The sequence below is a fragment of the Streptomyces sp. NBC_00654 genome, from assembly GCF_026341775.1.
Classification (GTDB): Bacteria; Actinomycetota; Actinomycetes; order Streptomycetales; family Streptomycetaceae; genus Streptomyces.
Genome location: NZ_JAPEOB010000011.1, coordinates 1 through 25,537 on the forward strand (window position 1 = coordinate 1; position 25,537 = coordinate 25,537).

Consider the following 25,537-nt stretch of genomic DNA (forward strand, 5'->3'; position numbering starts at 1 on the left):
AGGCATCGCTGACAAGGACCTCCCCCGATCAGTCAGCTTCGGGGGCGTTGCAGTCGTCTTCGCAGTTGCCGCTGGACCCTTCCGTTCGGTTGTGCGGGTCGACCGCGGTAGCCGCCGTAGCCGTGGCGAGGGGCTGGCGGCCGGAGGACTTCGTGATCGGCGCGACGACACCGGCTGATCGTCAGTGGTCACTGCGCCGGCCCGCGAACACGGTCTTCGTCGCCGCGATTCGGGAAAAGGCGTCTGCACAGCCTGACCATCGGCAGGGCCGCGACGACGACAACACCTGTCCACGACCACTTCGATGCCCGCCGGTGCTCACCCTGATCATCCCAGGCCCGCCCAACTCGCCCATACCAGGCCGACGCCGCCAACATCCCCTACGAGAAGCGCACCGCCGTCGAACTCTCCCTCACCGCGAAGCCCCGCCAGCTGTACGAGGCCACGGTGATCGCCCCGAAAGAGGGAGTCCTGGTACTTCTCAACGCCCGCAAGCTCCGCAGCAGCCGGGACGTCGCCCTGACCCTCGTCCACGCCTTCGTCCACGTCGACCAGCTCAACCGCAAAGGCAGCCGGGCCCTACGGATCAGGCATCTCCAGCACGAATTCCACGTCCAGGCACTCCACCCCTCCCAGGTCCGCGAATTCGCCCGACTCCTCAAAGAGGAGGAAGCCGAAGCGCAGCACCTCGAGGGACGACTCGTCGACCAGATGCAGCGCGCAGCCTGAGACCAGGAGAAATTCATCAGCCACCAGATGCACCACGAAGCGGCCCTCGCCGCCCGGAATCCATCCGGGCGGCGAGGGCCGCTTTTTGTGTTTCTGGCGGGCATATCCTGTCGCTCCAAGTGTCCCGGCCGGGACACTTGGAGCGACGGAAGTGTCCCGGCCGGGACACTTGGAGCGGTCCGTCAGCTCGACTGCGGCTGCTCGGTGTCTTTCAGGTGCTCCAGCTCCGCGAGGATGTCGCGTGCCAAAAGGCGGGCGAATTCGGGATCGGACCGTACTGCGGTGCGCACCGACTCGCGGTCATAGCGGCCAGCCTGGAAGCGGACCACAGGGGGGTGCGTGCTCTTGGACTTGCCGGGCTGGCGATCGTCGTCGTCCGTCTCTTCCGCGATGGTCAGTTCCAGTGAGTCGCGGGCCTTGAGTAGCGTCTTGCGGTCCGTGGCACCCATCTTCGTCGCCGCTTCCCATACTCTTCGGCAGCGTGCCGCGTCGTGCTGGCGCAGCACCGGAGCCAGGATGTCCACCTGTTCCGTCGTCAGCTGCCCAGGATTGAGCGAGCGGAGGGCGTCTGAGACCGGCTCTTCGTTGACCATGCGATAGGACTGGCTCTTCGAGATGCCTACGCGACGGCACCACGGATTGAAGCCGCGGAATGCCTTGTCGGTTGCCGGGTCCACCTTGGTCTGCCAGGACTTGGTCCGGTACGCGAGGCGTACGGCGGGGCCGGCATAGCGGAACAGCGTCTCGCTGCCGTAGTGCTCTATGGCCTTCTGGACCGTGAGGGCTGCGTCGATGCGCAGCTCGCACGCCTGGATGATGTCGGCTGGGTCTGCGGTGTCGTCCGGAAGATCAGCATTCAGCGTTGTACGGATCTGCTGGGGCAGCTGGAAGAGGAGCTTGTCCGGCTCGGGGACCGACGTCTTCTTCTCGGGTTGCTTCGACGGGCCCTGTAGCGTGCTGCGGTTGCCGACGTCCTGGGCTCCAACGTTCAGTGCCATTACGCCTTCACCTCATCCTTCGGCGCCTTCTGCTTCGGGGTCTTCCTGGCCAACTGCGCGCGGAGCGCCACCAGCTCGTCATGAAGCCGGTCAGTGCTGTGGAGGGACAGCTCGTTGGCCAGGGCCATGAAGTCCAAGCGAGCCTGCAATGCCACCTGGTTGGTCTTGTACTGCGTGCAGACCTGCCCGTTGGCCGACGCGTTCGTGTGGATGCGGTAGCGCCGGATCACCGTCTGGGCGACCGGCCAGTCGTTGTCAGCACAGAAGTTCCGGGTGTCATCGACATAGACCTCACCCTCCTGGGGCGGCCAGTTGTTGATGACCACGGTGAAGTCCTTGCCGTACGGCTTGAGCACCAGCTCGATCGTGCGCCATGTGGCGTTGAAGGACTGCGGTTCCGTGAGCATCGGCACGATGACATGAGTGGCCTGATCGAGGATCGCGCGGAGCATGTCACCCAGCGGCTCTTCCGACAGCGGGTCCATGCCAGCCTCCACCTGCTCCGGCTTCAGCGGGATGAAGCCGGGAGTGTCGACGTACACGTACCGGTACGGCCAGTCCTTGAGGTCGTTGATCGCCTCCATGTCATGGGCGATGTTGATGACGTCGAAGGGCTGGTCGGCCATACGGTTCGCCCACCACAGGGCATCCGACTGGGGGTCCCAGACGGCCACCGCCACTTGAGCGTCACCGTTCTCGTCACGGCCGTATGCCTGGGCGTTTATGGCGGCGAGGTTCATTCCGACGAGGGTCTTACCGACCCCGCCCTTCTGGGCGAACTGAACGCGGACTTCAGCCACGTCGCTCCTTCCGTTTGTTTCCCCGCTCGCCGAAGCGCTCGGGTACTGCGGAGTGCCACCCGCATGGGTTCACCGCTCATCGGGAGCAGCTACTGCAGGCGACGAGGACACTCTGTCACGCGGTCCCCACGATGCTTAATGCGACAAGCCGACCAACGGATACTGGCCCGGGACTGGCGGCTGACTCCGTCCGCGGTGCGTGATGTTGCTGCGGCGGCCAGTGCGGGGGGTGCTGAATCTTTCACGACTGCTTCGCCCGTGCGGTTCTTCACCCTCTCTATTCCAGATGGAATTAAAGGGATCTGGAACATTTCTTCTCCTGAAAAAATGATTGATATTCCGAACGAGTGCAAGTTGCGTGGCTAACCCGGGTTTCCTTCAGAGTCTGGTTCGGTGCGGCGAACGCACCGTTACCGCCTGCCTGTTGGCAGGCCTGATCCGACAAGGGGGGACTCCATGTCCACGCTCGCCCTGCTCGTCCTGCTGCTCCTGGTCCTCGTCGTCCTGCTCGTCCTGGCCGCCCTGGCGTATGTGAGTTTCCGTCACCCTCGTATGGCGACGCCGCTGATCGTCGCGGGGACGTTCGCCGCTGTGATGGTGGCCGTTGTGGCCCTGATTGCCGGTTGACCCCGTGACAGGGATCGGCAGCCTCGTACTCACGGCTGCCGGCCTCTGGCTCGCCCGCCGATGACCGGGTAAGCCTCTCCGAGGGGCTTACCCGGCTGCGCCCCTGCTTGCCCGGTCAAGTTGGGCAAGCAGGGGCGCAGTATGCGTTCAGGGCCCTTCCTGGAGCGCTCGTTGGGTTGCACCGGAGGGTGGCTGCACAGTTGTCTGCATAGGCGCACCGGGAGTTGTACCGGAGGTACTGCCGGAGGTGTGCACCCCCTTTTCGGCAGTCTGCTCGTTTCCGCAGGCCAGAGCACCTGGGCAAGCCGGTCAAGCTCGCCGACACCTCTTTCCACGCGATAGCCGTGGGAGAGAGGTTGGATCAGTGTCCGGAGCAGCGGCGGGGGTGTGTTCGCTCTGGCCGGAGTTGCCGCGTACGGCACCGGCTGCGGGTGGCGCCGTCTGGCCCTGCGGGAGCGCTGTGCGACCCTGTGAGCGCCTCAACGGCTGGGCGGCACTCCTGGGGTGACCTACGGCCGTTGAGGCGCTCACAGGCGCCCGTCAGCTCATTCGGTGGGTGAGATGTGTTCGATGACTTCCAGGACCTTGACGTGGTTGTTCGGGATGATGTGGGCGCCGTCGATGTCCTGGGAGGTCCACCACTGGGTTCCGACGGGGCGGCCAGCGATGCCCCACTGGATGAGGATGAGTTCCTGGCCCGTGGTGAAGTGCCGCTGGACGTCCGGGTCGACGGCTCCCGCGGTGTAGTCGAGAGTGATCCTGACGCGGGCCCGCGTGTGCCAGTAGCGCTGAGCGATCACGGTTTCCTGCTGCATGGTGGCTTCCTCCTGCGGTCGGTCTGGGGTCTCTCCCCCCGGTACAACGCCCCGGCATCTGACAGGAGCCGGGAGAGCGCTGAGCCGTACAAATCTGAGGCTGGTGTGACTGGTGTGGCACCACTGCGTCTGTATTCGAGGAAATCATTCAATTCATCAAGAATCATCGTCTTCGGCAAGTTCATCAACTTTTTCATCGAGAAGATCAGCGCTTCCATCAAGAGGATTCGTGCACGGGAATTTCTGATGGCACCTCAAGTACTTTCCCAGATCTGATCGTTCGGCCCGGTCTGGGGCATCACCTCATTCCGCCAACTCAACATGTGCATTTTCCCGCGATACAGACCCCCTCCTCGTAGCCAGCCGCCCGCGAAGCGGGCCCTTGGCCCTGGAGGCGGAGCCGCAAGGGCTGTGGTGGGGGAGCGAAGCGGACCCGCCCTCGCTCACGGAGCGTGGGCCTGGAACGGCCCAGCCCTGAAGCGAAGCGCAAGGGCCTCACCCCGCGAAGCGGGGTGTGCGGTGAGCGAAGCGAACCGCCTTCTCTTGCACAGCGCGCAGCGCTGTGGGACCCGCCCGCGGCCGCGGGGCGGTCCCACAGCGCTGCGCGCTGTGCAAGAGAAGGCGGTTCGCTTCGCTCACCGCACACCCCCCGTCGCGGGGGGAGGCCCTTGCGCTTCGCGTCAGGGCGGGGCCGTTCCAGGCCCACGCTCCGTGAGCGAGGGCGGGTCCGCTTCGCTCCCCACCACAGCCCTTGCGGCTCCGCCTCCAGGGCCAAGGGCCCGCTTCGCGGGCGGCTGGCTACGAGGAGGGGGTCTGTATCGCGGGAAAATGCACATGTTGAGTTGGCGGAATGAGGTGATGCCCCAGACCGGGCCGAACGATCAGATCTGGGAAAGTACTTGAGGTGCCATCAGAAATTCCCGTGCACGAATCCTCTTGATGGAAGCGCTGATCTTCTCGATGAAAAAGTTGATGAACTTGCCGAAGACGATGATTCTTGATGAATTGAATGATTTCCTCGAATACAGACGCAGTGGTGCCACACCAGTCACACCAGCCTCAGATTTGTACGGCTCAGCGCTCTCCCGGCTCCTGTCAGATGCCGGGGCGTTGTACCGGGGGGAGAGACCCCAGACCGACCGCAGGAGGAAGCCACCATGCAGCAGGAAACCGTGATCGCTCAGCGCTACTGGCACACGCGGGCCCGCGTCAGGATCACTCTCGACTACACCGCGGGAGCCGTCGACCCGGACGTCCAGCGGCACTTCACCACGGGCCAGGAACTCATCCTCATCCAGTGGGGCATCGCTGGCCGCCCCGTCGGAACCCAGTGGTGGACCTCCCAGGACATCGACGGCGCCCACATCATCCCGAACAACCACGTCAAGGTCCTGGAAGTCATCGAACACATCTCACCCACCGAATGAGCTGACGGGCGCCTGTGAGCGCCTCAACGGCCGTAGGTCACCCCAGGAGTGCCGCCCAGCCGTTGAGGCGCTCACAGGGTCGCACAGCGCTCCCGCAGGGCCAGACGGCGCCACCCGCAGCCGGTGCCGTACGCGGCAACTCCGGCCAGAGCGAACACACCCCCGCCGCTGCTCCGGACACTGATCCAACCTCTCTCCCACGGCTATCGCGTGGAAAGAGGTGTCGGCGAGCTTGACCGGCTTGCCCAGGTGCTCTGGCCTGCGGAAACGAGCAGACTGCCGAAAAGGGGGTGCACACCTCCGGCAGTACCTCCGGTACAACTCCCGGTGCGCCTATGCAGACAACTGTGCAGCCACCCTCCGGTGCAACCCAACGAGCGCTCCAGGAAGGGCCCTGAACGCATACTGCGCCCCTGCTTGCCCAACTTGACCGGGCAAGCAGGGGCGCAGCCGGGTAAGCCCCTCGGAGAGGCTTACCCGGTCATCGGCGGGCGAGCCAGAGGCCGGCAGCCGTGAGTACGAGGCTGCCGATCCCTGTCACGGGGTCAACCGGCAATCAGGGCCACAACGGCCACCATCACAGCGGCGAACGTCCCCGCGACGATCAGCGGCGTCGCCATACGAGGGTGACGGAAACTCACATACGCCAGGGCGGCCAGGACGAGCAGGACGACGAGGACCAGGAGCAGCAGGACGAGCAGGGCGAGCGTGGACATGGAGTCCCCCCTTGTCGGATCAGGCCTGCCAACAGGCAGGCGGTAACGGTGCGTTCGCCGCACCGAACCAGACTCTGAAGGAAACCCGGGTTAGCCACGCAACTTGCACTCGTTCGGAATATCAATCATTTTTTCAGGAGAAGAAATGTTCCAGATCCCTTTAATTCCATCTGGAATAGAGAGGGTGAAGAACCGCACGGGCGAAGCAGTCGTGAAAGATTCAGCACCCCCCGCACTGGCCGCCGCAGCAACATCACGCACCGCGGACGGAGTCAGCCGCCAGTCCCGGGCCAGTATCCGTTGGTCGGCTTGTCGCATTAAGCATCGTGGGGACCGCGTGACAGAGTGTCCTCGTCGCCTGCAGTAGCTGCTCCCGATGAGCGGTGAACCCATGCGGGTGGCACTCCGCAGTACCCGAGCGCTTCGGCGAGCGGGGAAACAAACGGAAGGAGCGACGTGGCTGAAGTCCGCGTTCAGTTCGCCCAGAAGGGCGGGGTCGGTAAGACCCTCGTCGGAATGAACCTCGCCGCCATAAACGCCCAGGCATACGGCCGTGACGAGAACGGTGACGCTCAAGTGGCGGTGGCCGTCTGGGACCCCCAGTCGGATGCCCTGTGGTGGGCGAACCGTATGGCCGACCAGCCCTTCGACGTCATCAACATCGCCCATGACATGGAGGCGATCAACGACCTCAAGGACTGGCCGTACCGGTACGTGTACGTCGACACTCCCGGCTTCATCCCGCTGAAGCCGGAGCAGGTGGAGGCTGGCATGGACCCGCTGTCGGAAGAGCCGCTGGGTGACATGCTCCGCGCGATCCTCGATCAGGCCACTCATGTCATCGTGCCGATGCTCACGGAACCGCAGTCCTTCAACGCCACATGGCGCACGATCGAGCTGGTGCTCAAGCCGTACGGCAAGGACTTCACCGTGGTCATCAACAACTGGCCGCCCCAGGAGGGTGAGGTCTATGTCGATGACACCCGGAACTTCTGTGCTGACAACGACTGGCCGGTCGCCCAGACGGTGATCCGGCGCTACCGCATCCACACGAACGCGTCGGCCAACGGGCAGGTCTGCACGCAGTACAAGACCAACCAGGTGGCATTGCAGGCTCGCTTGGACTTCATGGCCCTGGCCAACGAGCTGTCCCTCCACAGCACTGACCGGCTTCATGACGAGCTGGTGGCGCTCCGCGCGCAGTTGGCCAGGAAGACCCCGAAGCAGAAGGCGCCGAAGGATGAGGTGAAGGCGTAATGGCACTGAACGTTGGAGCCCAGGACGTCGGCAACCGCAGCACGCTACAGGGCCCGTCGAAGCAACCCGAGAAGAAGACGTCGGTCCCCGAGCCGGACAAGCTCCTCTTCCAGCTGCCCCAGCAGATCCGTACAACGCTGAATGCTGATCTTCCGGACGACACCGCAGACCCAGCCGACATCATCCAGGCGTGCGAGCTGCGCATCGACGCAGCCCTCACGGTCCAGAAGGCCATAGAGCACTACGGCAGCGAGACGCTGTTCCGCTATGCCGGCCCCGCCGTACGCCTCGCGTACCGGACCAAGTCCTGGCAGACCAAGGTGGACCCGGCAACCGACAAGGCATTCCGCGGCTTCAATCCGTGGTGCCGTCGCGTAGGCATCTCGAAGAGCCAGTCCTATCGCATGGTCAACGAAGAGCCGGTCTCAGACGCCCTCCGCTCGCTCAATCCTGGGCAGCTGACGACGGAACAGGTGGACATCCTGGCTCCGGTGCTGCGCCAGCACGACGCGGCACGCTGCCGAAGAGTATGGGAAGCGGCGACGAAGATGGGTGCCACGGACCGCAAGACGCTACTCAAGGCCCGCGACTCACTGGAACTGACCATCGCGGAAGAGACGGACGACGACGATCGCCAGCCCGGCAAGTCCAAGAGCACGCACCCCCCTGTGGTCCGCTTCCAGGCTGGCCGCTATGACCGCGAGTCGGTGCGCACCGCAGTACGGTCCGATCCCGAATTCGCCCGCCTTTTGGCACGCGACATCCTCGCGGAGCTGGAGCACCTGAAAGACACCGAGCAGCCGCAGTCGAGCTGACGGACCGCTCCAAGTGTCCCGGCCGGGACACTTCCGTCGCTCCAAGTGTCCCGGCCGGGACACTTGGAGCGACAGGATATGCCCGCCAGAAACACAAAGCGGCCCTCGCCGCCCGGATGGATTCCGGGCGGCGAGGGCCGCTTCGTGGTGCATCTGGTGGCTGATGAATTTCTCCTGGTCTCAGGCTGCGCGCTGCATCTGGTCGACGAGTCGTCCCTCGAGGTGCTGCGCTTCGGCTTCCTCCTCTTTGAGGAGTCGGGCGAATTCGCGGACCTGGGAGGGGTGGAGTGCCTGGACGTGGAATTCGTGCTGGAGATGCCTGATCCGTAGGGCCCGGCTGCCTTTGCGGTTGAGCTGGTCGACGTGGACGAAGGCGTGGACGAGGGTCAGGGCGACGTCCCGGCTGCTGCGGAGCTTGCGGGCGTTGAGAAGTACCAGGACTCCCTCTTTCGGGGCGATCACCGTGGCCTCGTACAGCTGGCGGGGCTTCGCGGTGAGGGAGAGTTCGACGGCGGTGCGCTTCTCGTAGGGGATGTTGGCGGCGTCGGCCTGGGTGGTGTGGGCGAGTTGGGCGAGGCCGCGCGGGGTGGTGAGGATGATCTCGGGGGTGGCCAGCGGGCGGCGTCCGAAGTGGTCGTGGACGACCCGGGCGGCGGCGGGTGCGGTCGCGGTGACGGTGTGCTTGAGGCTGCGGCTGCCGATGAGGTGGTGTGTGCGGACCTTCATACCAGTGCTCCGATCGCGGCGACGGCCAGTAGGGCGAGGGCGGTGAGGATGACGTCGACTGCGCGGGCCAGGCGCTGGTACTTGCTGACCGCGACGATCGAGAGCGTCTGAATCCGGGTGATACGTGTGTCCTCGCTCAGCGCGGTCCGCAGCGAGTCCTCGTCCAGCCGCGCCCAGAGGGGGAAGCCCTCGCGCACGACGCGGCGGCTGCCGCCGAGGTTGGGCCGCACGACCAGGAGCAGGAGGACAGCGGCGGCTGCGAGGGCCGCGACTGCGGCGCCCCCGAAGAGCTGACTGATCAGGGGGAGGTCCTTGTCGGCGATGCTGGCCAGACCGGCGAGGGCCGCGCCGGTGAACGCCAATAAGAGGCTGGCCTTGCTGTCGGTGCGGGCGATCTCACCGGCGACCGCGGTGCAGGCGCGTTCAAGGGTCCGGTCGGTCGCTTCGGTCGCTGCCGGTGCGGGTGCGGGTGTGGTGGTCATGGGTGCTCCTGGGGTGTCCGGGCCGGGCTGTCCGGCTCCCCGTCACCACCCGGGCCGCCGTGGGGCGGTACGGGTGGATCAGGCAGCCGTCAGGACCGGTGCAGGTGCACCACGGGTCGCAGCGAGATGCCGCGCATCGCGAGGGTGGAGCAGATGGTCCAGGCGATGACGGCGAGGCCGGTGGCGATGGTGCGGCCGGCGGTGGGGGAGGCGTCCCACACCATCGCGGCGGTGGCCGTGCCGTGGGCGATCCAGGTGAGGCGGGGGCCGACTCCGGTGGAGATCCAGGCGCCGATCAGGCTGCCCAGTCCCACGGCCTGCCAGATGACGTAGAGCGTGGTGGCGGTGATCGGGAGACCAGCGGTGTGGGCGCCCAGGTAGGTGCGGACGGGGTCGGTGATGGTGTCGGCCCACTGGGTCGCCCAGGTCCAGTCCTGGTTACGGGACCAGCCGATCGTGTCGGGGATGACCCAGTTGACGGCGGCGACCAGGGCGAGGATGCCGACCAGGACGATGCCGACGATCGCGCCGGGCGGAAGGTCGTCGAGGGTGTTGACCGGCTGCGGCAGCCGGGGCGGTGCGGGGCGGCGGGGCCGCGGTACGCGCTGTGCGTCGGGAATGGTGTGGAGCGGGGGGACCTCGGGGCCGGGCTCGTGGGTGTCGCTCACCGGTACTCGCTTTCGGGGTCGGGGTCGGGGCCGGGCTGTCCAGCTCCCCGTCACCACCCGGGCCGCGCACGGCGGTACGGGTGGATCAGGCAGCCGTCAGATGCGGTGCGCGGTTCATGCGGCGGCCAGCTGCTCGTACGGCGTGGCCGTGTAGCTGCCGGGGTCGGCCGGGGTGCCGTCGTGGCATTCCAGGCAGGTGCCGAGGGACCGGAGCGGGAGGCAGTAGTGGTAGCGGCGGCGGCAGGAGGGGCAGGTCTGCCGGCGGGCCATCGCCCGGTCGAGGGCCAGCTCTTTGGCCAGGGTCATCGGCCGGACGGGCAGGGCCTTTTCGACGTCGTACAGCCAGGCCCTGCGGGTGCCGGACCGGCATTCGATCTGTGCGACGGGGTCCTGGCCGCCGGGGCGTAATCGCATGTCGCGGAGCTGGCGGCGGGTGGCGAGTCCGCGGGGTGCCTGGCGCCACGGGTAGGTGGGGATCGATCCGGTCCGGCCGTACATCTCGACGTCCTGGACGACGGGTTCGTCAAGTGGGTGTGTGGGGTCAGCGGCGGCCACGGCCACCCCGGCCGGTGTGGATCCGGACCTTCGCACGGCCGCGGGCGTTGACGTGGATGCGGGTGCGGCCCCCGCCACCGGAGCCGAGGATCTTGAGGACGACGACGCCGCCCACCAGGACGACGGCGAGGATCGCCAGCGCCTTGAGGAACGCCGCCAGGGCGAGGACGAACTGGCCGATGAAGTAGAGGGCGATCGCGGCACCGGCGAGGATGACCGCGCCGAGCGCCGCCTTGATGAGGAGCGGGGAGACCGGGACCGGCGGGGCGGGTGCGGGAGGCGGCGTGTAGTAGGCGATGGGCTGCCCGTGGGGGCCGGGCATGGTGACGACGCCGTCGATCCCGGCGGCCGGCGGGTAGACGACCGTGCCCTGGGGGAGCGGGACGACGTGCTGCCCGTACTGGGGCGGGTGCGGGGCCGGGTAGTAGGTGGGCTGGGTCTGGTCGCCGTAAGACGGCATGATGAGGTCTCTCCTCTGTTGGGGAGCCGGGTGGTGATCATTGGCGTGAGATTCGCCCGGGAGGCTTCGGCCTCTTCGCCCGTCCCCGAGGTGTTTGCCTCATCTCGGGGGCGAGCGGAGCCGTCGAAGCTCAGTCGGTAAGTGCGGCGAAGCGGGTGGCGGTCTCTCCTTGCGGGTGCGGGAAGACCATCGGTTCCGTCTCGCGCGGCGGCACGGTGTCGATGGTGAATCCGCCGGTGCTGACGAAGTCGAACGTGATGTCCGGGGCCGGTTCGGGTTCGGGCTGGTTGCGGAGCAACGGGTTCTCCCTCGGTCAGGCGGCGTTGGTGTCGGTGTCGTCGGTGGCGAATGCCTCGAGGGCTGCGGCGATCACCGAGGTCTCGAATCCGTCCTCTTCTTCGAGGCGGCGGCGTGCGCTGCGGGCGCGGTCGCCGGTCCAGGTCTCGCCCTTGCCGTAGTGGTTTGCGAGGCCTTCCAGGTCGGGGGTCACGCCGTTCAGGAGGCACTTCGCGACGTAGCGCTCGGCTTCGTCGCGCTGCTTCTCGCGCACTTCGCGAGGCACCCGGCCCTCACTTTCCGAGCCGACCGCGACGAGCGCCGCCCCATTCTTCGAGCCGTTTCCCGAGGTGCGGCCGGAAGTAATCGAGGCGCGGCGACCACTGTTCTCCGAGGCGCGCTGGTCGCGCTTCGCGGCCCGCTCCAGTACCTGCTGGCGCTTGAGTTTCTCGGCTTCTTCCAGGGCGCGGGTTTCGGCTTCCGCCTTCTCCAGCAGGGCTTTGGCCTCGGCTTCCGCCCGGATGATGTCGGCTTGGCGCGTGGCTTCCCGGTCGCGGTCCTCCTGGTCCAAGGCGGCCTGGACGCGCAGCCGGTCGGCTTCGAGTTCGGCCTCGCGTTTGGCGCGGAGCGCCTCGCGTTCTTCCTTCTCGCGCTCCAGCCGGGCCGTGTCGCGGGCTCGCTCGATTTCTGCGCGGCTGGCCCGGTCGGCCAGCTCGATTTCTGTCTCGCGCCGCTCGCGTTCCAGCCGGGCGGCGTGCTCGCGTTCTTCGCGTTCGGCCTCGATTTTCGCCTCGCGTTCGGCCTTCGCGATCTCGCGTTCTTCGCGCTCGCGGTCGCGGTCGCGTTCCTCGCGTTCCCTCGCGTTCTTCGTCTCGCGTTCTTCGTTCTCGCGGTCGCGCTTGGCCGCTGCCTCGCGTTCGCGGTCCGCGAGGAGGCGTCCCTCGTAGATGTCGATGACGGCCTGGTGGTGCGCGAGGCGGCCCGCGACGTACTTGCGGTAGCCGGACGCGGCCTCGGAGAGCAGGATCAGCAGCACCGGGGCGATGGAGTGGAGCAGGATGCCGCCCGCGTCCGGCTTCTGGGGGACGAGGTGGAAGTGGCCGTCCGGGTAGAGGCTGGTCCAGCAGTTCATGACCCAGGTGCTCAGTCCTGCTGTCCAGCGGAGCAGGAAGGGCCAGCCCCCGGCCTTGTATCCGCCCTGTTCGGCGAGGACGCCGTCGACGTAGAGCACGGTGATCAGGGCGAGGGAGGCGAGCGGGTCGAGCATCCAGGCGACGTACCAGGGAATGTCGTGTGTCATCGCGAAGCGGGTCACATTCACACACGTGAAGATCAGTGCGCCGCCACCGAGGGCGAGGAGCGCCTTGGTGACGAGGTCGCCGACCTGCTTGAGCTTGCCGATCGCCTCCGTGGCCGTGTCGCGGTCCTGCTTGGTGGCGTGAGCGGGTGTGCCAGGCGGTCCGGTCTTCGGCCGGCGCTCGGTCGCAGTGCTCGTCATGGCTACCTTCCGTAAGGTGCGCAGGGGGTGCGGACCGCACCGTGCGCAGAGGACAAAGTGGTGCGCATCGGACGGTGCGCGGAAGAATGCGGGGCCCCTACCTGGGGCGGGGACGGGTGCGCACGGTGCGCGTCACTGCGCACCGTGCGCACCACCCGGCGGTCACTCTTCGTTGACATTTCCGGGGTCGGAGAGCGGGGAGCGGAGGATGTCGTACTGGCCGAAGCCCTCCTCGGTCTCGTCCTCGGAGATGACGCCCGCCTCGATCAGGCGGTCCCGCTCGCGGTAGAACCAGCGCTTCGTGTCGCCCAGGTCGATCCGCATGAGCAGGTCGGTCACTTCGCGCGGAGCAAACGAGAATTTGCCACTGCGCACCCATTCGTCGAGGCGGGCGTACAGGGCGTCGCGCCCCTGCGCGGAGGTGAGGCGCTCCGCGTCGTCCACGGCGAAGTCCAGGCTCAGGACCGGGGTGTCCTCGGGCGCCTCGATCTCGTCCTCCAGGCGCAGCCCCTGGTACTCGCCCGGTTCGGGGTCCTCGTCCAGGACGAGCTTCATCATCTCGGTCAGGTCTTCCACCTCGCGGGCCATGGTCTCCTCGTCCACGTCGTCCATCTCCTCGATCTCCGGGGGGTCTGGCGAGAGAACCGGCTCCGCGTACTGCTCGACCGGCTGCTGCCGGGCGGCGGGGACCGGCGCCTGGGCGGGCGCCGCCGCAGGGGCGGGCGCGCCCAGGTCGTCTTCGTCCGGTGCCGGCAGCAGCGGGGTGTCGTAGGTGAGGCGCTGGGTGTACAGCTCGCCCAGCGCCTTCGCGGTGACCTCGTCCATCGGGGTGCGGACGTCGACGGCCGCGGTGATGGCTGCCGCCAGGTCGGCCTTCGACGCGTTCTCGGTGCGGGCGGTGATGTGCCAGCGGTCCTCCGCGATCCCGAGGCCCGCCACGTACAGGTAGCCCGGCTTGCGGTTGCCCCACTGGGGCCAGGCCCCGGCCTCGATCGCCTCGTCCGGCAGGCAGTACTGCGCGTCCGAGCCGTCCCGCAGGCCGTAGCACAGGCCAGCGGGCGAGTTGGCCCGCGAGTCGGTGTCCATGTTGTTGTGCGTCGCCCGCTGGAGGCTGGTCTCGATCCAGATCCCGGCGGCACGCGCGGTGCGCAGGATCTTCTGGTACGCCTCGTTGTCGGCGGCGTAGTCCGCGGCTTCCTCGCCGATGACGACCAGGAAGTTGAGGCCGCAGCCCGGCTTCCAGTACGGCAGGCCCTTGGCGGCCAGGTAGTCGGTACGGGCCTCGATGACGGAGGCCAGGATCTTGAAGAACCGGCGGGCGGTCCCCTTGTCCTTGATGCACATGGCGATCCCGTGCCGCACCGCGCCGAAGTCCTGGTCGAACTTCGCGCAGTCGATGGCGATGACGGACGCCTCGGTGCGGGTGGCCGTCTCGGTGATGATCAGCGCGTTGCCGACCGTCTTGCCCGCGCCGTTCACGCCCATCGCGATGCCGTGCTCAACGTTGCCGTTCTTCAGGCCCTGCGGGTCGCGCAGCTGCCCGGGGATGTTGAGGACCAGGTCCTCGCCGTCCTCGTAGCGGCCGATGCGGATCGGCGAGTCCCCGAAGGACGCGCCGAAGTTGGAGGGCCCCCGCCAGGGGAAGCCCTCCTTCAGGAGATCGGCTACCTGCACCCGCAGCGACACGACGGACGAGTCGTCCTCGTCCACGGTGTGTGTGATGCGGCCCTTGCCGACCTTGAGTGCGGACGCCAGGGCGGGGATGCGGCGGGCGAGTTCCTCCGCTGTGGCACCGTCCGTGCCCTCCACGGTCGCGGTGACCGTGCCCTTGCCGTTGGACACCGGGTTCTTCAACTCGTGTTTGGCGAGCCCGATCGCGTCCTCGAGCTTGGCCCACTTCCCGCCGGCCTTCGTCTCCTTGCCCTTGGTCCCGAACTTCGACCAGAGGTTGTTGGCGAGCGCCATCCCGGTACCGGCGGTCGCCCAGGCCCCGGCCGTCGCGGCCGACTCCAGACCGACCACCGTGCCCAGCGTCACGCCTGCCGCCACGACACCGCAGTTGACGGTGTGCATCAGCCGGGTCTCGCGGTCGACCTTCGCCCGCACGTCCAGCTTGGCCATGAACTGGGTGAGCGCGAAGCCGGTCCCGGCCAGCGCCAGCGAAGTGAAGCTGGCCATCGCCGGATTCCCCGCGACGGCCAGGTGCAGCCCCTCCACCACCGCACCGCCGCCCAGCACGACGCCCCACGGACCGCCGTAGGTCAACAGCCCGGATCCCTCGGTGCCCTCCTCCGCAGCGAAGGAGTCCTTGCGACGCGACCGCAGACCCCGGCCGAACGCCTTGTCCCGGCGCGCCATCAGGCTGCGCTCCGGCCCTCGGGACCAGCCGATCGGTACGGCTTGTCACCGATGATGAAGCCCTCGTTCTTGGGCTTGACCTTCTTGTTCTGCGCCTCGATCTCGGGCTTCACGAAGTGCTTCTGGAAGCTCGCGTACATCTTCACGCCGGACAGACCGACCACCCGCGCCGCAGAGGCACCGGCACGCAGGTGCGCGCCGACGAGCTTGGCCCGGATCTTGGACTGCGCGCCGAACGTGTACCACTTGCCCTTGTACTGGCCCAGCAGCGCGGACACCCAGTCGGCGTCCATCATCATCCGCATGGACAGCTCCAGGCCGATGGCGCGGGTCAGGCGGGCGTACTGGTAGAGATCCCGATCGTTCCGGATCTCGATCTTCTCCAGCTGCATGACCAGCTTGGCGAGGTTGGTGGTGCCACCACCACCGCCGCCGCTGGAGGGCGACGGCGAGCTGGCGGGACCGGAACCAAGGGGAGTAGGAGTACCCACGGTTGGACGTCCTCTCGAAAGGGGGGAAGGGGCGAGCGGAGCTGTGCGGCTCCCCTTCACCGCCCGTCCCGGCCGGGGCCGGTGCGGGCGGATCAGGCAACCGCCGGATCCGTCGTCAGCTGGCGGCGTCGCTGCTCGCCGACTGAACGGCCTTGCCCAGGCCGTCGCCGAACGCGTCGATCGCGCCTGAGATCGGCGAGGTGGCGAGCGCGTAGCCGCACACCAGGGCACACAGCAGGTGAATCACCCGGGCATCGGACAACCGCCAGCACACGACGGTCGCGATCCCGGCGAGGATGAAAAGCGGCACGCTGATCACAGGGACCTCCAGGGTGGAAGGCCGGGCTGTCCGGCTCCCCTTCACCGCGAAGCGCCCCTCGCCGATGCCGGCGGGGGCGCTTCGCGGATCAGGCAACCGTCAGACCGGATCACCAGCCGTTGAGGACCGCCTCGTAATGCGGCCAGCCGAAGCGGGCGGCAGCCGCGAGCTCCCGGGACTCCCGGGCGCCGCGCGTCCAGATCCCGGCCGCGATGTCGTGCCCGGCGGCGGCCAGCCGGTCGGCCACGGCCTGCTGGTTCCCTGCCGACCACAGGTGGTCGGCGGCGAGGACCTGCATCTCCGCGTAGCTGTAGAGCGTCGGCGGGGGCGGGGTGATCTCGCCGAGCACGATGTAACTGTCGATGTCGGCAGCACACCAGACGATCGGGTCGCCATGCTGGTCGCGGAACTGGTCGAGGGTGAGCGTCATCTCTGTGCTCCTCGCAGTGGTGTTGGGGGGTCAGCGGGTGCGCAGCTGGCGGTTGTAGGCGTCCTGAAGGACCGCGAGCTTCTGGTAGAGCGGGGCGCCGCCGGTGCAGCAAGCGCCGCCCTTGGTGCGGACCCAGGCCCGGCAGACCGGGCAGGCCGCGCAGTGTGCTTTCCAGAGGCCAGCGGCCCGGAGGTAGCGCTGGTAGAGCGTCGACGTCGCCATCAGGCGGCGCTGGCCGACCGCACCGGCCGCCGGAGCGGAACGACCCGGTTGTACTGGTCGGTCTCGTCCCGCTCCGGCCCCCGGGCGTCGTCGTCCTGGGTCATGTCGTCGGCGATCCCGGCGCGAAGGCCGGTGGTCCCCCATCCGGTCCGCGCACGGCGGGCGGTGCGGATCCGACGGATGCTCGCGGAAAGGGCGCGGAGCCGGAGGTGCTGCTCGTGCCGCCGCTGGTCGGTGTCGGGCGACCGCCCGGCCTGGGTCTGCAACTCGACGGACAGATCCTCGAGGAGTCGGCCCTCGGTGTCGCGGTCGCGGTCGACAGCGACGGCCAGGCGCACGGCCTGGTCGACGCGGACGGCAGCAAGCTCGGGCCCGGTCAGCCCGGCGCGTACCAGCTCGTCCACGTCAGCCTCGCCATCGCCGGAGCGGAGCGCGAGTTCTTCGCACGCGGCCCGGACCGGGCAGCCGATGCAAACACGCTGCGCGGCGGTGCGGCGGGTCTGCCAGTCGGCGTCCGGCTCGTCGTCGCCGCGGAACCACATCTCAAGGTCCGAGCTGGCGCAGCGGGCGCCGGCATCGACCACGGACTGGAGCACGGCCCGACGCGTGTGCCGGGCCTGAGTGGATGTCATCCTGTTCATGCGTGGGTGCCCTTCGATGGAGGGTGACCTGCGAAGAAGGGCCCTTGGGGAGGCAACCCCGGGGGTCCTTCGTGTTGGGGCCCTGGTGGCCCCCCGCGTGTCGCCGTCCAGCACGCGAGGTGCGGACGGCGGCCACGGGTAGCCCAGGGCTACGAAGTGGGTGTTGGCGCGGTACTCGGTTTCCCAGTTCCGGGTGCCAGATCTCGTGAGACGCGGACCGCGAGCCGTCCGGGAGATCCGTCCGGACGGGATATGGGCGGTGAAGGTTTGCCGCGTCGTTCTTTTGCGTCGCGAGGGTGTCCACCCTCCGCAGACCGTCAGTCACAGCTGACGCTGCGCCCGGCGGTCTCCGCGTGGACTGCCACCACCAGTGGTAATGGCGTCTCGCGACGGTTCTCCACCACCCCGGCCGCGATGTAGTCACGGCCGGACTTCGGTGATGGATGCACTGTGGAGTTCTCAAACAACGGACGCTTCCTTCGAGCCCGTTTCACCGGGTCCCTCCGGGCGCAGCGGACGTGAATGACCAGCCGCTACGCATCAAGCAGTTGATGCGCATTGACCAGACAATGCGTTCCGACGTGATGATGCTGACACCCCGGGGTGCCACCCGTCAAGCGAACGCGCGAACAGTTCGCATTGACTGGACAATATGGGGGTGAGGGGGGTACATATGACCTATGAAGCCGATCTACCAGCGCATCGCTGACGACCTGCGCGAGCAGATCTCCGATGGCACCCTGCCGCCGGGCAGCAGGCTGCCGACCGAAGCGGACCTACGCGAGAAGTACGGCACCAGTGCCCGATCTACCGTCCGGCAGGGCCTATCTCTCTTGGTAAACGAAGGCTTGATCGTCCCTCAGCGCCCCAAGGGATACTTCGTACGAGAGATCAGGCCGCTGGTCTACCGGCCGCAAAGCGAGTTTCGGCGCCGGCCGCCCGAAGTGGACATCTACACAGACCTCCTGGCAGCCGAAGGGGACGAGCGCCGTCCAGCCCAGGACATCGAGGTGTCGATCGTGGAGCCCAACATCACGGTCAGGACACGCCTACAGCTCAAGGACGAGCTGGTTGCCGTGCGTCGCCGCACGCGCCGCCTCGATGGGGAGGCGTACAACATCAACGACTCCTATGCGCCGCTCTCCCTGGTTGAGGGCAGCGAGTGGATGACTCCTAGCGACGTTGCCCGGGGAACCAACCAGGTCCTAGCCGAGCTGGGGAAAGAACTCGTCAGAGCCTTGGACGAGATCTACGTGCGGATGCCGACGCCCGACGAGGTACGACGTCTACAACTGGGCCCAGGCACGCCCGTTGCGGAGCACGTGGTCACCACGTACGCCGCAGACGACTCGCCGGTCCAGGTCACCATCAACGTGGTGCCAGGCGACCGACACGTAATCGTGTACGAGCGTGTCAAGGATCCGCGAGACTTCGAGGAGCGCCCCCGCTCCGACTGGGGTGCCGAATGATCATCACCCCTGCCGAAGAAGCAGATCTGCCGCGGCTGCTCAAATTCCGCAAGGACACATCCGTGTGGCTCGGAGCGCAGGGGATCGATCAGTGGTCGAAGCCTTTCCCTGCTGACCACATTCTCGCCAGCATCCGCGCCGGGGAAGTATTCATGATCAAGGAATCTCCCATGCGTGATGCTGCGGCGACAGTCACTCTTGACGAGGATGCCGACGAGCGGCTCTGGACCGCCTCGGAGCGTGCGCAGCCTGCCCGCTACGTGCACAAGCTAACGGTCGATCGCGAGCACGCAGGAACTGGCTTGGGCGCGCGCATCCTCGACTGGGCAGGTGACGAAGCAGCACGTGCGGGCGCCAAGTGGCTGCGGCTCGATGCATGGACGACCAATCCGCGTCTGCACGCCTATTACCGTCGCCAGGGGTTCGTCCACATCCGTACATCGCCTGACCCGGACGTGGTTTCTGGCTGGGTTGCTCAACGACCGGCCCGAGCCTCGTCTCACGGCCTGGTGGTCCCTGACAGGATGACGTCATGACGCACGTCGCCCGCCCCCCGTAACGCGGACGAGCCGCCCCCTCCTGGCAGGGAGGGAAGCGGCTCCATTCGACTCGCAGTGGCCATACCCACGCCTGAGTCGTTGTCCGGTGAGGTGACCTCGCCGGGGTGATACCCACGTATCCGCGTGGTCACCTTCGCCAAGGGTACGCGGCGCGCCCTACCAAGCGCCACCACCCGAGGCCCATCCTGGTCACACCCGGATCACGGCTCCCCTAATCAGGGGACAGTCCCGTGACCCAGCACACCCCGATCCCACCTGATGAGTGCAAATCCTGCGTCAAAGTGTTCGCGCAGCTCAGCGCGGCGACCGAGCGCCTGAGCAACGCTCAGCTGAGTGCCGCCGTCGCGCTGAAGGACCGTGCGCTACGCATTCACATCTCCTACCTCGTGCAGCACCGCCGGGTCGAAGACGACCGGCGAACGCCGGTCCCGGGCATGACCGTCGCCCCGGCCGCCGTCACACCGGCAGAGGACATCTGGACCCCGTTGGACTGGGTCCTCACTGTCACCTGCCCGGACCGCACCTGTCGCCGCATCCTTGTCGTGCTGGCCCGTGAAGCTGACGCGGCGTGGGGCGGACAGCTGAGTCTCCGTGAAATCGCGGAGCGCGCCGGATGCAGCGTCCGCACGGCCAGCACCCACCGCGCCCACCTCATCGACGCTGGTCTCCTCCGGGCCACCGTCACCGCCGTACACCGGCCCTCCGGGCACGTCGACCGCAGCGCCGACCGGTATCTGATCCTCTCCGGTCAAGTGGCGCCCGGCGCCTCGTGGGAAGAAGACGCAGCACGGGACGTGCTCGCCCGGATCCGGTGGTGGCAGGGAGGAGCCAGCGAAGAGCGGCAGCGCGCGGTATGGCGCATCCTTCGCCGGATGCGCAACGGCTGGCCCGCGCACGAGCTGGTCGCCCGTACCGACATCGAGCCCGCCCGCACGGTGGTCTCACGGCTCCGGCTCCTCGACAAGCTGCTGCCCGGATCCGACGAGCCGTACGTCATCCCAGCCCGCGAGGCCGCGACCGGCATCGCGGCCGGGCCGGTGTTCTGTGCCGCCGGGTGCGGCGCGCAGTTCCCGCACGTCGCTCAGGTCCGGCCCGGCACCGTCTGCCGGGACTGCCGCACCGAGACCGCCACCGCCCACTACGCCCAGGCCGCTGGGGCGTACGGCACCGACTTCTGACGGGGGACCACATCATGGGCAAGATCCTCGACGCGATACGTGCCCGGACCTGGACCCGGGCACTCCCGAAGAGCCCGAGCGCCCAACTCAACCTGGTGATGCGCGCGGAAAAGGGCAGCACCCGGGCGGTGGCTGCCCGGCTCGGCGTCTCCCAGCGGACCATCCAGCGCTGGGTCAAGGGCGAGCAGCAGCCATCGGCACGGATCGCCGGTCGCCTCCAGGAGGAGGCCGCCAAATCCCACCAGCCGCGCGTCACAGCACGCGCCCGGCGAGCAGCCGGCGCCGGAGGCATACGAGTGGAGACACGAGCCACCTTCGGTTTCCGTGCCGCCCCCGGAAGTACCGACGATGCCCGCCTGCGCCGTATCACCGACGACCTGCCGCGAGAGCTGGCCGGACGCCTGTGGGACGCAGCCGCGGCCGGTGACGAGTCCCAGTTGCAGCGCCTCGTAGGCGAAGGGCTCGGGCACGCCTACTTCCGCGATGGCGGACGCCGCGCGGACGGACTCGACGTCGAGCTGACCGACATCGACTACATCGACCTGGACTGGAATCAGTAGAGCAGCCGCGGCAGTCAAAGAGCGCGGCCTGAATCGGCGGACCTGCAAGATGGAGTCATGAGCGACGAGATAGCCCAGGACCCCTGGGCTCAGCGTGTGTACATGACCTGGCTGGCGAGAGATGCCCGCTACGCGCTGGAGGCATTGGAGAGGCTGATGACCCAGGCCCACCTCGATCCGATGCCTCCAGCGGCATGGTTCTACCTCGAAAGCTTCCTTGCCTTCACCGGCAAAGTCTCCAGGATGCTCCGGCCCGTCGAGCAGAAGAGCCATGGGCAGACCAACGAGGGCGTCCAGTGGCGGCTGAAGCGTGGCGCCTACCTGCGAAGCGTCCTTGGGATCGAGGACGCTTCGCCGTTGTGTGAGCGCGGTGTTCGCAACGCAAGCGAACACTTCGACGAGCGCCTGGATGAATGGGTCGTCCACCATCCCCGACCGACGCTCACTGATCTGGAATCCGGCACCGCGACGTTCCCCGCGCCTCCGATGCGGCTCATCAACGCACAGTCCTGGACCGTGGAGGTGGTCGACGTCGTGCTGGAACTGAAGCCCGTGGACCAGGAGCTCCGGCGGATCTTGGCCAGGATCGAGGAGCTTCAGCCACTGGCCGGGCTGCAGAATCCCGAAGCCGCGGCGATGCTGGGCAGCCTTTTCTCCGTTCCGCTCGTCTCGTTCAGTGCCCCGACGCAGCGCCCTGATGAAGACGTCACAGCAGGTGTGATGCCTGCCGAATGAGCACGGACTACCGATCCATTCCGCCCAAGGGCCCGTCCGTACGGACGGGCCCTTCCCTGTACGCCTGCACAGCAGCCTGAAAGCGGCACGGGCAGGGATTCCCACCGGCATCCACCCCCAGGCGCTCTCAACGGCCTTGACAGCCGCCCAGGGTGACGAGACGCCAGGCCGCGAACCCCCAGCGGGACCACAGGCGCCCACACACTCCGAAGTCCCGCCGCAGAGAGCCCGATTCACGGGCCGTCAGACCACCGCCCCCCAGCGGCAGCAGACTTACCGTCACCGCACACATGCAGTGATGCCCCCACCAGGCCACACGGCACCAGAGGCACGGCGGCACGGCCACCGGCATAGCGGCATCAACCACGTCAGTCACTCCCCGTGTTGTACGGTTCGCGTTTCCGCAGGTCAGACTGTAGATGCAATTTCCGTGCCGCATCACCCTCTGTCATAACCGCAGGTAGACGCCGAAGATGCAATTTCCGTGCCGCCAAGGCATACGTTCGATTCACCCTGTGGATAACCAGGTCACGAATGGAGCAATTCGGACACACGCCAGCACCGACCGGCACGAGAATTGCATCTACGGTGCACCCCTCCTGACCTGCGATGATGCCAATAGCCTGTGGATAACCAATTTGCCACATGCCGCCCAAAAACATGCGGTGACCTGCAACGATTTAGGCTTGAACCCCAAAACCGGCACGTCCATTGCATCTACCCTTAGTAGGTAGCAGTTGAGCGAGCGGAGTCGAGCGGCGCCGCCGGCCGCGAAGCGGTCCGGCCTCTCGGGCGAAGCCCGAAGGCGCTGTTTGTAGCAAGCGTAGCGCGCTACAAACGATTGTACTGCGCGCAGCGCAGTACAGACCCGCTCCGCGGGCGGGTCTGTACTGCGCTGCGCGCAGTACAATCGTTTGTAGCGCGCTACGCTTGCTACAAACAGCGCCTTCGGGCTTCGCCCGAGAGGCCGGACCGCTTCGCGGCCGGCGGCGCCGCTCGACTCCGCTCGCTCAACTGCTACCTACTAAGGGTAGATGCAATGGACGTGCCGGTTTTGGGGTTCAAGCCTAAATCGTTGCAGGTCACCGCATGTTTTTGGGCGGCATGTGGCAAATTGGTTATCCACAGGCTATTGGCATCATCGCAGGTCAGGAGGGGTGCACCGTAGATGCAATTCTCGTGCCGGTCGGTGCTGGCGTGTGTCCGAATTGCTCCATTCGTGACCTGGTTATCCACAGGGTGAATCGAACGTATGCCTTGGCGGCACGGAAATTGCATCTTCGGCGTCTACCTGCGGTTATGACAGAGGGTGATGCGGCACGGAAATTGCATCTACAGTCTGACCTGCGGAAACGCGAACCGTACAACACGGGGAGTGACTGACGTGGTTGATGCCGCTATGCCGGTGGCCGTGCCGCCGTGCCTCTGGTGCCGTGTGGCCTGGTGGGGGCATCACTGCATGTGTGCGGTGACGGTAAGTCTGCTGCCGCTGGGGGGCGGTGGTCTGACGGCCCGTGAATCGGGCTCTCTGCGGCGGGACTTCGGAGTGTGTGGGCGCCTGTGGTCCCGCTGGGGGTTCGCGGCCTGGCGTCTCGTCACCCTGGGCGGCTGTCAAGGCCGTTGAGAGCGCCTGGGGGTGGATGCCGGTGGGAATCCCTGCCCGTGCCGCTTTCAGGCTGCTGTGCAGGCGTACAGGGAAGGGCCCGTCCGTACGGACGGGCCCTTGGGCGGAATGGATCGGTAGTCCGTGCTCATTCGGCAGGCATCACACCTGCTGTGACGTCTTCATCAGGGCGCTGCGTCGGGGCACTGAACGAGACGAGCGGAACGGAGAAAAGGCTGCCCAGCATCGCCGCGGCTTCGGGATTCTGCAGCCCGGCCAGTGGCTGAAGCTCCTCGATCCTGGCCAAGATCCGCCGGAGCTCCTGGTCCACGGGCTTCAGTTCCAGCACGACGTCGACCACCTCCACGGTCCAGGACTGTGCGTTGATGAGCCGCATCGGAGGCGCGGGGAACGTCGCGGTGCCGGATTCCAGATCAGTGAGCGTCGGTCGGGGATGGTGGACGACCCATTCATCCAGGCGCTCGTCGAAGTGTTCGCTTGCGTTGCGAACACCGCGCTCACACAACGGCGAAGCGTCCTCGATCCCAAGGACGCTTCGCAGGTAGGCGCCACGCTTCAGCCGCCACTGGACGCCCTCGTTGGTCTGCCCATGGCTCTTCTGCTCGACGGGCCGGAGCATCCTGGAGACTTTGCCGGTGAAGGCAAGGAAGCTTTCGAGGTAGAACCATGCCGCTGGAGGCATCGGATCGAGGTGGGCCTGGGTCATCAGCCTCTCCAATGCCTCCAGCGCGTAGCGGGCATCTCTCGCCAGCCAGGTCATGTACACACGCTGAGCCCAGGGGTCCTGGGCTATCTCGTCGCTCATGACTCCATCTTGCAGGTCCGCCGATTCAGGCCGCGCTCTTTGACTGCCGCGGCTGCTCTACTGATTCCAGTCCAGGTCGATGTAGTCGATGTCGGTCAGCTCGACGTCGAGTCCGTCCGCGCGGCGTCCGCCATCGCGGAAGTAGGCGTGCCCGAGCCCTTCGCCTACGAGGCGCTGCAACTGGGACTCGTCACCGGCCGCGGCTGCGTCCCACAGGCGTCCGGCCAGCTCTCGCGGCAGGTCGTCGGTGATACGGCGCAGGCGGGCATCGTCGGTACTTCCGGGGGCGGCACGGAAACCGAAGGTGGCTCGTGTCTCCACTCGTATGCCTCCGGCGCCGGCTGCTCGCCGGGCGCGTGCTGTGACGCGCGGCTGGTGGGATTTGGCGGCCTCCTCCTGGAGGCGACCGGCGATCCGTGCCGATGGCTGCTGCTCGCCCTTGACCCAGCGCTGGATGGTCCGCTGGGAGACGCCGAGCCGGGCAGCCACCGCCCGGGTGCTGCCCTTTTCCGCGCGCATCACCAGGTTGAGTTGGGCGCTCGGGCTCTTCGGGAGTGCCCGGGTCCAGGTCCGGGCACGTATCGCGTCGAGGATCTTGCCCATGATGTGGTCCCCCGTCAGAAGTCGGTGCCGTACGCCCCAGCGGCCTGGGCGTAGTGGGCGGTGGCGGTCTCGGTGCGGCAGTCCCGGCAGACGGTGCCGGGCCGGACCTGAGCGACGTGCGGGAACTGCGCGCCGCACCCGGCGGCACAGAACACCGGCCCGGCCGCGATGCCGGTCGCGGCCTCGCGGGCTGGGATGACGTACGGCTCGTCGGATCCGGGCAGCAGCTTGTCGAGGAGCCGGAGCCGTGAGACCACCGTGCGGGCGGGCTCGATGTCGGTACGGGCGACCAGCTCGTGCGCGGGCCAGCCGTTGCGCATCCGGCGAAGGATGCGCCATACCGCGCGCTGCCGCTCTTCGCTGGCTCCTCCCTGCCACCACCGGATCCGGGCGAGCACGTCCCGTGCTGCGTCTTCTTCCCACGAGGCGCCGGGCGCCACTTGACCGGAGAGGATCAGATACCGGTCGGCACGTGGAGAACAGGCTGTACACGGCGGTGATGAGCTGGAAACGGGTGGCCGTGCGGACGGCGCCGGGGGACAGCTCCGCCCGCGCATTCCGCAGGCCCGGCGACAGGGCGGCAGGCCCGGAAGCGGGTGACAGTGAGTTGATGGTCCGGATGTCCTCTGCCGATGTGACGGCCGCCGGCGACGCTGATCATGCCATTCGCCGGTCCGGCGGCACGAGGTAAGT

General features: G+C 67.3%; 32 protein-coding genes. 11 read left to right on the plus strand and 21 right to left on the minus strand.

Annotated features, from left to right (window positions below):
* Positions 1–447: 447 nt before the first annotated feature.
* Positions 448–729, plus strand: a complete 282-nt coding sequence (locus OHA98_RS42285) for a hypothetical protein (RefSeq protein WP_266933716.1) — start codon at positions 448–450, stop codon at positions 727–729.
* Positions 730–911: 182 nt separating this feature from the next.
* Here OHA98_RS42285 and OHA98_RS42290 read toward each other — a convergent pair whose 3' ends face one another.
* Positions 912–1,727, minus strand: a complete 816-nt coding sequence (locus tag OHA98_RS42290) for a hypothetical protein (protein ID WP_266933718.1) — start codon at positions 1,725–1,727, stop codon at positions 912–914.
* A complete protein-coding gene (locus OHA98_RS42295; RefSeq protein WP_266933720.1) occupies positions 1,727–2,527 on the minus strand; it encodes a ParA family protein in 801 nt (266 codons plus the stop codon). The genes OHA98_RS42290 and OHA98_RS42295 overlap by 1 nt, the downstream gene beginning before the upstream one ends.
* Positions 2,528–2,665: 138 nt before the next feature.
* On the opposite strand from OHA98_RS42295, the gene OHA98_RS42300 reads away from it, so the two are divergent.
* Positions 2,666–2,893 carry a hypothetical protein gene (locus OHA98_RS42300; protein ID WP_266933722.1) on the plus strand — a complete coding sequence of 76 codons (228 nt, stop codon included), beginning with the start codon at positions 2,666–2,668 and terminating at the stop codon, positions 2,891–2,893.
* 90 nt (positions 2,894–2,983) lie between these two features.
* Positions 2,984–3,154 (plus strand): hypothetical protein, encoded by a 171-nt coding sequence (locus OHA98_RS42305; RefSeq protein ID WP_266933724.1) that lies wholly within the window; start codon positions 2,984–2,986, stop codon positions 3,152–3,154.
* 545 nt (positions 3,155–3,699) lie between these two features.
* Here the strand turns inward: OHA98_RS42305 and OHA98_RS42310 are convergent.
* On the minus strand, positions 3,700–3,969 hold the full coding sequence (locus tag OHA98_RS42310; protein ID WP_266933726.1) for a hypothetical protein: 270 nt from the start codon (positions 3,967–3,969) through the stop codon (positions 3,700–3,702).
* 1,157 nt (positions 3,970–5,126) lie between these two features.
* Between OHA98_RS42310 and OHA98_RS42315 the strand changes: the two genes are divergently transcribed.
* The gene (locus OHA98_RS42315) at positions 5,127–5,396 is read left to right on the plus strand and encodes a hypothetical protein (RefSeq protein ID WP_266933726.1); all 270 of its coding nucleotides are present in this window, start codon (positions 5,127–5,129) and stop codon (positions 5,394–5,396) included.
* A gap of 545 nt (positions 5,397–5,941) precedes the next feature.
* Here OHA98_RS42315 and OHA98_RS42320 read toward each other — a convergent pair.
* A complete protein-coding gene (locus OHA98_RS42320) occupies positions 5,942–6,112 on the minus strand; it encodes a hypothetical protein (protein ID WP_266933724.1) in 171 nt (56 codons plus the stop codon).
* A gap of 90 nt (positions 6,113–6,202) precedes the next feature.
* Entirely contained in the window at positions 6,203–6,430 is a 228-nt protein-coding gene (locus tag OHA98_RS42325) for a hypothetical protein (protein ID WP_266933722.1), read from the minus strand.
* A 138-nt stretch (positions 6,431–6,568) separates the two neighbouring features.
* Here OHA98_RS42325 and OHA98_RS42330 point away from each other — a divergent pair, with 138 nt between their 5' ends.
* Positions 6,569–7,369 carry a ParA family protein gene (locus OHA98_RS42330; protein WP_266933720.1) on the plus strand — a complete coding sequence of 267 codons (801 nt, stop codon included), beginning with the start codon at positions 6,569–6,571 and terminating at the stop codon, positions 7,367–7,369.
* Complete coding sequence (locus OHA98_RS42335; protein WP_266933718.1) at positions 7,369–8,184, plus strand: hypothetical protein; 816 nt, start codon at positions 7,369–7,371, stop codon at positions 8,182–8,184. Before OHA98_RS42330 ends, OHA98_RS42335 begins: the two co-directional genes overlap by 1 nt.
* Positions 8,185–8,364: 180 nt before the next feature.
* Here OHA98_RS42335 and OHA98_RS42340 read toward each other — a convergent pair whose 3' ends face one another.
* The 13 genes from OHA98_RS42340 to OHA98_RS42400 all read right to left on the minus strand — a co-directional run bounded on the left by OHA98_RS42340 (position 8,365) and on the right by OHA98_RS42400 (position 17,301).
* Positions 8,365–8,910, minus strand: a complete 546-nt coding sequence (locus OHA98_RS42340; protein ID WP_266933728.1) for a hypothetical protein — start codon at positions 8,908–8,910, stop codon at positions 8,365–8,367.
* Positions 8,907–9,392: a Pycsar system effector family protein gene (locus OHA98_RS42345; protein ID WP_266933729.1), complete on the minus strand. Its 486-nt coding sequence runs from the start codon at positions 9,390–9,392 to the stop codon at positions 8,907–8,909. Before OHA98_RS42345 ends, OHA98_RS42340 begins: the two co-directional genes overlap by 4 nt.
* An 89-nt stretch (positions 9,393–9,481) precedes the next feature.
* Positions 9,482–10,060, minus strand: a complete 579-nt coding sequence (locus OHA98_RS42350) for a hypothetical protein (protein ID WP_266933731.1) — start codon at positions 10,058–10,060, stop codon at positions 9,482–9,484.
* Between the two features lie 114 nt (positions 10,061–10,174).
* Positions 10,175–10,558 (minus strand): RRQRL motif-containing zinc-binding protein, encoded by a 384-nt coding sequence (locus OHA98_RS42355; RefSeq protein ID WP_266933761.1) that lies wholly within the window; start codon positions 10,556–10,558, stop codon positions 10,175–10,177.
* Between the two features lie 43 nt (positions 10,559–10,601).
* Positions 10,602–11,075: a hypothetical protein gene (locus OHA98_RS42360; RefSeq protein WP_266933733.1), complete on the minus strand. Its 474-nt coding sequence runs from the start codon at positions 11,073–11,075 to the stop codon at positions 10,602–10,604.
* Between the two features lie 130 nt (positions 11,076–11,205).
* On the minus strand, positions 11,206–11,373 hold the full coding sequence (locus OHA98_RS42365; protein WP_266933734.1) for a hypothetical protein: 168 nt from the start codon (positions 11,371–11,373) through the stop codon (positions 11,206–11,208).
* Positions 11,374–11,388: 15 nt separating this feature from the next.
* Positions 11,389–12,849 carry a hypothetical protein gene (locus OHA98_RS42370; RefSeq protein ID WP_266933736.1) on the minus strand — a complete coding sequence of 487 codons (1,461 nt, stop codon included), beginning with the start codon at positions 12,847–12,849 and terminating at the stop codon, positions 11,389–11,391.
* Positions 12,850–13,011: 162 nt separating this feature from the next.
* On the minus strand, positions 13,012–15,207 hold the full coding sequence (locus OHA98_RS42375; RefSeq protein ID WP_266933738.1) for a hypothetical protein: 2,196 nt from the start codon (positions 15,205–15,207) through the stop codon (positions 13,012–13,014).
* Positions 15,207–15,698 carry a hypothetical protein gene (locus tag OHA98_RS42380; RefSeq protein ID WP_266933740.1) on the minus strand — a complete coding sequence of 164 codons (492 nt, stop codon included), beginning with the start codon at positions 15,696–15,698 and terminating at the stop codon, positions 15,207–15,209. Before OHA98_RS42380 ends, OHA98_RS42375 begins: the two co-directional genes overlap by 1 nt.
* Before the next feature lie 115 nt (positions 15,699–15,813).
* On the minus strand, positions 15,814–16,017 hold the full coding sequence (locus tag OHA98_RS42385; RefSeq protein WP_266933742.1) for a hypothetical protein: 204 nt from the start codon (positions 16,015–16,017) through the stop codon (positions 15,814–15,816).
* 109 nt (positions 16,018–16,126) lie between these two features.
* The gene (locus tag OHA98_RS42390) at positions 16,127–16,447 is read right to left on the minus strand and encodes a hypothetical protein (RefSeq protein ID WP_266933744.1); all 321 of its coding nucleotides are present in this window, start codon (positions 16,445–16,447) and stop codon (positions 16,127–16,129) included.
* Between the two features lie 30 nt (positions 16,448–16,477).
* Positions 16,478–16,669, minus strand: a complete 192-nt coding sequence (locus OHA98_RS42395) for a hypothetical protein (RefSeq protein ID WP_266933746.1) — start codon at positions 16,667–16,669, stop codon at positions 16,478–16,480.
* Positions 16,669–17,301, minus strand: a complete 633-nt coding sequence (locus OHA98_RS42400) for a WhiB family transcriptional regulator (protein ID WP_266933748.1) — start codon at positions 17,299–17,301, stop codon at positions 16,669–16,671. Before OHA98_RS42400 ends, OHA98_RS42395 begins: the two co-directional genes overlap by 1 nt.
* Before the next feature lie 689 nt (positions 17,302–17,990).
* Here OHA98_RS42400 and OHA98_RS42405 point away from each other — a divergent pair.
* The 5 genes from OHA98_RS42405 to OHA98_RS42425 all read left to right on the plus strand — a co-directional run bounded on the left by OHA98_RS42405 (position 17,991) and on the right by OHA98_RS42425 (position 21,812).
* Positions 17,991–18,779, plus strand: coding sequence for a GntR family transcriptional regulator (locus OHA98_RS42405; protein WP_266933750.1), 789 nt, complete (start codon positions 17,991–17,993; stop codon positions 18,777–18,779).
* Positions 18,776–19,315 carry a GNAT family N-acetyltransferase gene (locus tag OHA98_RS42410; RefSeq protein ID WP_266933752.1) on the plus strand — a complete coding sequence of 180 codons (540 nt, stop codon included), beginning with the start codon at positions 18,776–18,778 and terminating at the stop codon, positions 19,313–19,315. The genes OHA98_RS42405 and OHA98_RS42410 overlap by 4 nt, the downstream gene beginning before the upstream one ends.
* Before the next feature lie 305 nt (positions 19,316–19,620).
* On the plus strand, positions 19,621–20,517 hold the full coding sequence (locus OHA98_RS42415; RefSeq protein ID WP_266933753.1) for a helix-turn-helix domain-containing protein: 897 nt from the start codon (positions 19,621–19,623) through the stop codon (positions 20,515–20,517).
* Between the two features lie 14 nt (positions 20,518–20,531).
* Positions 20,532–21,077: a helix-turn-helix transcriptional regulator gene (locus OHA98_RS42420; protein ID WP_266933755.1), complete on the plus strand. Its 546-nt coding sequence runs from the start codon at positions 20,532–20,534 to the stop codon at positions 21,075–21,077.
* A 57-nt stretch (positions 21,078–21,134) separates the two neighbouring features.
* Positions 21,135–21,812, plus strand: a complete 678-nt coding sequence (locus tag OHA98_RS42425; RefSeq protein WP_266933757.1) for a hypothetical protein — start codon at positions 21,135–21,137, stop codon at positions 21,810–21,812.
* Positions 21,813–23,563: 1,751 nt separating this feature from the next.
* Here OHA98_RS42425 and OHA98_RS42430 read toward each other — a convergent pair.
* Genes OHA98_RS42430 through OHA98_RS42440 form a run of 3 tightly spaced genes read right to left on the minus strand, consistent with a single transcriptional unit; the run spans position 23,564 to position 25,164 of the window.
* Positions 23,564–24,241 carry a hypothetical protein gene (locus OHA98_RS42430; RefSeq protein WP_266933757.1) on the minus strand — a complete coding sequence of 226 codons (678 nt, stop codon included), beginning with the start codon at positions 24,239–24,241 and terminating at the stop codon, positions 23,564–23,566.
* A 57-nt stretch (positions 24,242–24,298) separates the two neighbouring features.
* Positions 24,299–24,844, minus strand: a complete 546-nt coding sequence (locus OHA98_RS42435) for a helix-turn-helix transcriptional regulator (protein ID WP_266933755.1) — start codon at positions 24,842–24,844, stop codon at positions 24,299–24,301.
* Between the two features lie 14 nt (positions 24,845–24,858).
* Positions 24,859–25,164, minus strand: a complete 306-nt coding sequence (locus tag OHA98_RS42440; protein ID WP_266933759.1) for a hypothetical protein — start codon at positions 25,162–25,164, stop codon at positions 24,859–24,861.
* Between the last annotated feature and the right edge of the window lie 373 nt (positions 25,165–25,537).

What these genes read in the sequence shown, in the direction of transcription:
- OHA98_RS42290 (WP_266933718.1), bottom strand. Translation starts at nt 1,727, where the DNA reads ATGGCACTGAACGTTGGAGCCCAGGACGTCGGCAACCGCAGCACGCTA.
- OHA98_RS42300 (WP_266933722.1), top strand. Translation starts at nt 2,666, where the DNA reads ATGCGACAAGCCGACCAACGGATACTGGCCCGGGACTGGCGGCTGACT.
- OHA98_RS42305 (WP_266933724.1), top strand. Translation starts at nt 2,984, where the DNA reads ATGTCCACGCTCGCCCTGCTCGTCCTGCTGCTCCTGGTCCTCGTCGTC.
- OHA98_RS42310 (WP_266933726.1), bottom strand. Translation starts at nt 3,969, where the DNA reads ATGCAGCAGGAAACCGTGATCGCTCAGCGCTACTGGCACACGCGGGCC.
- OHA98_RS42315 (WP_266933726.1), top strand. Translation starts at nt 5,127, where the DNA reads ATGCAGCAGGAAACCGTGATCGCTCAGCGCTACTGGCACACGCGGGCC.
- OHA98_RS42320 (WP_266933724.1), bottom strand. Translation starts at nt 6,112, where the DNA reads ATGTCCACGCTCGCCCTGCTCGTCCTGCTGCTCCTGGTCCTCGTCGTC.
- OHA98_RS42325 (WP_266933722.1), bottom strand. Translation starts at nt 6,430, where the DNA reads ATGCGACAAGCCGACCAACGGATACTGGCCCGGGACTGGCGGCTGACT.
- OHA98_RS42335 (WP_266933718.1), top strand. Translation starts at nt 7,369, where the DNA reads ATGGCACTGAACGTTGGAGCCCAGGACGTCGGCAACCGCAGCACGCTA.
- OHA98_RS42340 (WP_266933728.1), bottom strand. Translation starts at nt 8,910, where the DNA reads ATGAAGGTCCGCACACACCACCTCATCGGCAGCCGCAGCCTCAAGCAC.
- OHA98_RS42345 (WP_266933729.1), bottom strand. Translation starts at nt 9,392, where the DNA reads ATGACCACCACACCCGCACCCGCACCGGCAGCGACCGAAGCGACCGAC.
- OHA98_RS42355 (WP_266933761.1), bottom strand. Translation starts at nt 10,558, where the DNA reads ATGTACGGCCGGACCGGATCGATCCCCACCTACCCGTGGCGCCAGGCA.
- OHA98_RS42360 (WP_266933733.1), bottom strand. Translation starts at nt 11,075, where the DNA reads ATGCCGTCTTACGGCGACCAGACCCAGCCCACCTACTACCCGGCCCCG.
- OHA98_RS42370 (WP_266933736.1), bottom strand. Translation starts at nt 12,849, where the DNA reads ATGACGAGCACTGCGACCGAGCGCCGGCCGAAGACCGGACCGCCTGGC.
- OHA98_RS42375 (WP_266933738.1), bottom strand. Translation starts at nt 15,207, where the DNA reads ATGGCGCGCCGGGACAAGGCGTTCGGCCGGGGTCTGCGGTCGCGTCGC.
- OHA98_RS42390 (WP_266933744.1), bottom strand. Translation starts at nt 16,447, where the DNA reads ATGACGCTCACCCTCGACCAGTTCCGCGACCAGCATGGCGACCCGATC.
- OHA98_RS42395 (WP_266933746.1), bottom strand. Translation starts at nt 16,669, where the DNA reads ATGGCGACGTCGACGCTCTACCAGCGCTACCTCCGGGCCGCTGGCCTC.
- OHA98_RS42400 (WP_266933748.1), bottom strand. Translation starts at nt 17,301, where the DNA reads ATGACATCCACTCAGGCCCGGCACACGCGTCGGGCCGTGCTCCAGTCC.
- OHA98_RS42405 (WP_266933750.1), top strand. Translation starts at nt 17,991, where the DNA reads ATGAAGCCGATCTACCAGCGCATCGCTGACGACCTGCGCGAGCAGATC.
- OHA98_RS42410 (WP_266933752.1), top strand. Translation starts at nt 18,776, where the DNA reads ATGATCATCACCCCTGCCGAAGAAGCAGATCTGCCGCGGCTGCTCAAA.
- OHA98_RS42420 (WP_266933755.1), top strand. Translation starts at nt 20,532, where the DNA reads ATGGGCAAGATCCTCGACGCGATACGTGCCCGGACCTGGACCCGGGCA.
- OHA98_RS42425 (WP_266933757.1), top strand. Translation starts at nt 21,135, where the DNA reads ATGAGCGACGAGATAGCCCAGGACCCCTGGGCTCAGCGTGTGTACATG.
- OHA98_RS42430 (WP_266933757.1), bottom strand. Translation starts at nt 24,241, where the DNA reads ATGAGCGACGAGATAGCCCAGGACCCCTGGGCTCAGCGTGTGTACATG.
- OHA98_RS42435 (WP_266933755.1), bottom strand. Translation starts at nt 24,844, where the DNA reads ATGGGCAAGATCCTCGACGCGATACGTGCCCGGACCTGGACCCGGGCA.
- OHA98_RS42440 (WP_266933759.1), bottom strand. Translation starts at nt 25,164, where the DNA reads ATGCGCAACGGCTGGCCCGCGCACGAGCTGGTCGCCCGTACCGACATC.